This window comes from Spirillospora sp. NPDC046719, assembly GCF_040645715.1.
GTDB lineage: Bacteria > Actinomycetota > Actinomycetes > Streptosporangiales > Streptosporangiaceae > Spirillospora.
The window spans coordinates 10,851-16,132 of record NZ_JBEYYT010000209.1 but is presented as its reverse complement, the minus strand read 5'-3'; the positions used below and the strand labels follow the sequence as shown (position 1 = coordinate 16,132).

Annotated in this window: 3 protein-coding genes; 1 reads left to right on the top strand and 2 read right to left on the bottom strand. The window is 71.3% G+C overall.

Going from position 1 to position 5,282, the window contains the following annotated elements:
- Positions 1-47: 47 nt before the first annotated feature.
- On the bottom strand, positions 48-1,592 hold the full coding sequence (locus tag ABZ914_RS29915; RefSeq protein WP_190858115.1) for a long-chain-fatty-acid--CoA ligase: 1,545 nt from the start codon (positions 1,590-1,592) through the stop codon (positions 48-50).
- Positions 1,593-1,757: 165 nt separating this feature from the next.
- On the bottom strand, positions 1,758-2,372 hold the full coding sequence (locus ABZ914_RS29910) for a lytic polysaccharide monooxygenase (protein ID WP_500197261.1): 615 nt from the start codon (positions 2,370-2,372) through the stop codon (positions 1,758-1,760).
- Between the two features lie 365 nt (positions 2,373-2,737).
- Between ABZ914_RS29910 and leuS the strand changes: the two genes are divergently transcribed.
- Positions 2,738-5,206 carry a leucine--tRNA ligase gene (leuS, locus tag ABZ914_RS29905; protein ID WP_500197260.1) on the top strand — a complete coding sequence of 823 codons (2,469 nt, stop codon included), beginning with the start codon at positions 2,738-2,740 and terminating at the stop codon, positions 5,204-5,206.
- Positions 5,207-5,282: the final 76 nt, after the last annotated feature.

Sequence of the window (5,282 nt, the reverse complement as noted above, 5' to 3'; positions counted from 1 at the left end):
GGGGCGTCCCATCACGACCGCTCGCCGCGGGCCGGGGCATCCGGGGCTCAGCGCAGTTCGCGCTTGAGGATCTTGCCGGTGGCGGTCATCGGGAGCTCGTCGCGGAACTCCACGATGCGCGGGTACTTGTAGTTGGCGAACTGCTCCTTGCCCCACGCGATCAGCTCGTCCTCGGTCACCGTGGCGCCCGGCCTGCGGATCACGTACGCCTTGACCTCCTCGCCGTGGCTCGGGTGCGGGACGCCCACCACGGCGGCCAGCGAGACGTCCGGATGGGTCATCAGGACCTCCTCCAGCTCCCGCGGGTACACGTTGTAGCCGCCCCGGATGATCATGTCCTTGGAGCGGTCGATGATGTAGTAGTAGCCGTCCTCGTCGCGGCGGGCCACGTCGCCGGTGCGGAACCAGCCGTCCTTGATCGCCTCGGCGGTGGCCTCGGGCCGGTTGTAGTAGCCCTTCATGATGTTGTGGCCGCGCACGGCGATCTCGCCGGGGCCCTCGCCCTCGACGTCCTTCCACTCGTCGTTGACGAGCTTCATCTCCACGCCCCAGACCGGCAGCCCGATCGAGCCCGGCTTGGTCGGCCGGTCCGGCCGGTTGAACGAGCAGACCGGCGAGGTCTCCGACAGCCCGTAGCCCTCCAGGACGTTCATCCCGAACTTCTCCCGGACGCCCTTGATGACCTCCATGGGCAGCGCCGCGCCGCCCGACACCGCGACCCGCAGGTTCTCCCGGATCGTCGCGACGTCCTCGGGGGAGGTGTCGTCGCTCAGCAGCGCCCAGTACATGGTCGGGACGCCGGCGAAGATGTTCACCTTCTCCTTCACCATCAGCGCGACCGCCTCCTTGGCGTCGAACCGCGGCTGCATGACGAGCGTCCCGCGCCGGTAGAACCCGACGTTCATCACGCACGTCTGCCCGAAGATGTGGAACAGCGGCAGCGTCACCAGCGACGTGTCGTGCAGCGTCCGCGCGAACAGCGTGTCGTCGACCATCGCGTTCATCAGCAGGTTGCCGTGCGTGAGCTCGGCGCCCTTCGGCTGGCCCGTCGTCCCGCTGGTGTAGATGATCACCGCGGTGTCGGTGCCCTCGGTCCGCTCGGTGTCGAACGTGTCCGGCTGCCCGGCGAGCGCCGCCCAGAACAGCTCGGCGCCCTCGATGGGCGACTCGGTCGCGGCGGGGTTCGCCGGCAGCAGGAAGAAGTGCTCGCAGCCCTCGGCCTGCTCGAACCCGGCGCGGCCGGCCTCGCCGAGCGGCAGCTGCGGCGTGCCCTCGAAGCAGAAGAACGCCTTCGCCTCGGAGTCGCCCAGGTGGTAGGCGATCTCGCGCGGCTTGAGCAGCACGTTCAGCGGGACGACCACCGCGCCCGCCTTGAGCGCCCCGAAGTACACCATCGGGAAGTACGGCAGGTTCGGGCTGGACAGCGCCACCTTGTCGCCGGGGCGGACGCCGCGCGACCGCAGCAGGTTCGCGACCTGGTTCGCGACCGCGTCGACGAAGGAGTACGAGAGCCGCAGGTCGCCGAAGACCACGGCGTCGCGGTCGGGGGTCTCCCTGGCGGCGTCCTCCAGCAGCACGGACAGGTTGAGCATGGCACTCCTCGCGCGGGACGGTGACCGGCCGGTTGGTTACCGAGGAGTCTATGACCAGGTGGCCAGGTGGGACGCGGGGTCCCGCCTGGCCACCTGGGGCGGGCGCCTGGAGCGGGGCGGCCCGCCGGGAGGGGGTCGGTCACGGCCGTGCGGCCGCCGCGGAGATCAGCCGAAGTCCACGTCCGAGCACTGGTAGAAGGCGTTGCCGGTGTCGGCGATGTCCCACACGGCGAGGATCATGTGCCGGCCGTGCTTGGCGGGCAGCGTGCCGCTGTGGCTGACGTCGTAGGGCGGCTGCTTCCCGCCGTAGTTGACCTGGAGGAAGGGCGCGGTGTCGAGCTGCGCCCGGGTGAGCGGCTGGGCGGGGTTCCAGCCGTCCCTGGTGATGAAGTAGCGGAACGAGGTGGTGGCGTGGGCGGCGGTCAGGTGCCAGGTGAAGGTGTACGGCCCGCTGGACACCCTCGTGGCGGGCCAGGTGCCGCCGCGCGGGTCGTCGAGCGGGGCCCAGCGGCTGTCGCCGGCCGCGCAGATCGTCCCGTCGGCGGGACCGGACTGGGGGAAGCCCTTGGGGCCTTCCGTGCTCTGCGGCTCCCACTGGATGGGGCCGCAGTTCTTGACCACGCCCTGCTTGCACAGCAGCGCCCGGCTGGGCGGGGTGCTGGTGTAGCCGTGGGCGAGCGCGGGAGCCGCGGTCAGGACCGAGGCGCCGACGCCCACGGCGGCGGCGACGGCGAGGCCGGTCCTGCGGGGCATGCGTGGCGTGCGGATTCGGCGGGGCATACGCGATCCTCCTTGGCGGGGGGTGGGTCGGAGTCGGCAGCCGCTCACGAGGCGGGCGGGTGGGAGCGCCCGTCCGCCTTCTAATAGGAAACTTTCCTGTTTGAGAGGATCGACGATCCCGCGCCGCGCGTCAAGCCCCTCCCGCGCGCCGGATCCGGGCACCCCGTCCGGCCGCCCGCGCCCGCCAGACCCCGCGTGAAGGCTTGCGGTTGCGCTACTCTTGATGTATGTCGGCCAGGCTGCTCCTTCAACGACCACGTTGACGCATCGACGTCGACGTGGTGGCCCCTCCTTCGCGAGGGGTCGTTTCATGTGACGGACGGCCCGTTGGCCCTGTGACCCCAGATGGAGACCGGAGCGGAAGCGTGAGCAGCGACGAGCAGTACGACCCACGGGCGGTTCAGGACAAGTGGCAGGCCCGCTGGGCGGAGCTCGACCCCTTCACGGCCGAGGACAAGGACGACGGCCGCGAGCGGCGCTACGCGCTGGACATGTTCCCCTACCCCAGCGGCGACCTGCACATGGGCCACGCCGAGGCGTTCGCCATCGGCGACGTCGTGGCCCGGTACTGGTTCCAGCGCGGCCACAACGTCCTGCACCCCATCGGCTGGGACTCCTTCGGCCTGCCCGCCGAGAACGCCGCGATCAAGCGCGACTCGCACCCCGCCGAGTGGACCTACGCCAACATCGAGACGCAGGCCGCCTCGTTCCACCGGTACGCCCCGTCCTTCGACTGGACGCGCCGCCTGCACACCTCCGACCCCGAGTACTACAAGTGGACGCAGTGGCTGTTCCTGCGCTTCTACGAGCGGGGCCTGGCCTACCGCAAGGGCGGGCACGTCAACTGGTGCCCGAAGGACCAGACCGTCCTGGCCAACGAGCAGGTCGTCGGCGGGCACTGCGAGCGGTGCGGCGCGCTGGTCGAGAAGCGCGTGCTGACCCAGTGGTACTTCAAGATCACCGACTACGCGGACCGGCTGCTGGACGACATGGCGCAGCTGGAGGGCAAGTGGCCCGAGCGCGTCCTGCTGATGCAGCGCAACTGGATCGGCCGCTCCACCGGCGCCGACGTCGACTTCGTGATCGAGGGCCGGGACGAGCCCGTCACCGTCTACACCACCCGTCCCGACACCCTGTTCGGCGCCACGTTCATGGTCGTCGCCGCCGACGCCGCGCTGGCCGAGGAGATCTGCCACCCCGACCAGCGGGCCGCGTTCGAGGCCTACCGCGAGGAGGTCTCCCGGGAGAGCGAGATCGAGCGGCTGTCCACCGAGCGCGAGAAGACCGGCGTGTTCCTGGGCCGCTACGCGGTCAACCCGGTCAACGGCGAGCGGCTGCCGGTCTGGGCGTCGGACTACGTGCTGGCCGAGTACGGGCACGGCGCGATCATGGCGGTCCCCGCGCACGACCAGCGCGACCTGGACTTCGCGCTGAAGTTCGGGCTGCCGGTCCGCGTCGTCGTGGAGACCGGGCTGCCCGACCCCGCCGAGACCGGCATGGCCACCCCCGGCGACGGCCGGCTGGTCAACTCCGGCCCCATCGACGGGCTGGCCAAGGGCGACGCCATCGCGCGCATCATCGAGGTGCTGGACGAGCGCGGAACCGGACGCGCCTCCGTCAACTTCCGGCTGCGCGACTGGCTGGTGTCCCGGCAGCGGTTCTGGGGCTGCCCGATCCCGATCGTGCACTGCGAGGCGTGCGGCGAGGTCCCCGTCCCCGACGACCAGCTGCCCGTCCGGCTGCCGGACAACCTGCGCGGCGCCGACCTGGCGCCCAAGGGCACCTCGCCGCTGGCCGCCGCGTCCGACTGGGTGAACGTGGCCTGCCCCAAGTGCGGCGGCGCCGCCAAGCGCGACACCGACACCATGGACACCTTCGTCGACTCGTCCTGGTACTACTTCCGGTACTGCTCGCCGGGGTACGAGGACGGCCCGTTCGACGTCGAGCAGGTCCGCCGGTGGATGCCGGTCGACCAGTACACCGGCGGCGTCGAGCACGCCATCCTGCACCTGCTGTACAGCCGGTTCTTCACCAAGGTCCTGTACGACATGGGCATGGTCGACTTCACCGAGCCGTTCACCCGGCTGCTGAACCAGGGCCAGGTGATCCTGAACGGCAGCGGGATGTCGAAGTCGACCGGCAACCTGGTCGACCTGGGCGACCAGATCGCCGAGTTCGGCGTGGACGTCGTCCGGCTGGCGATGCTGTTCTCCGGCCCGCCGGAGGACGACATCGACTGGGCCGACGTGTCCCCGCACGGCATGTCGAAGTTCCTGACCCGGGTGCACCGCATCGCCGCCGAGGTGTCCTCCGCGCCCGGCGCGGACCCGGCGTCCGGCGACACCGAGCTGCGCCGCGCCACCGCCCGCACCGTCGACGAGGCCACGAGGATGGTCGAGACGCAGCGGTTCAACGTGGCGATCGCGCGGATCATGGAGCTGGTCACCGCGACCCGTCGGGCGATCGACTCCGGCCCCGGCGCCGCCGACCCGGCCGTCCGCGAGGCCGCCGAGGCGATCGCGGTGCTGCTGTCGCTGTTCGCCCCCTACACCGCCGACGAGGCGTGGGAGCTGCTGGGACGCACCGCGCCGGTGATCCGCGCGGGCTGGCCGCAGGCCGACCCGGCGCTGCTGGTGGAGGAGTCGGTGACCTGCGTCGTGCAGGTCGCCGGCAAGGTCCGCGACCGGCTGGAGGTGCCGCCCGGCATCGCCGGCGAGGAGCTGGAGCGGCTGGCGCTGGCCTCCGCCAAGGTCCAGGACGCGCTGGGCGGCGCGGAGATCGCCAAGATCATCGTCCGCGCCCCCAAGATCGTGAACATCGTCCCGAAGCGCTAGCGGACACCGGGGCGGCACGCTGAGGCGGCCGCGGGGGTCGTCTCCCCCGGCCGCCTCTCAGCGGAGCCACCCCGCC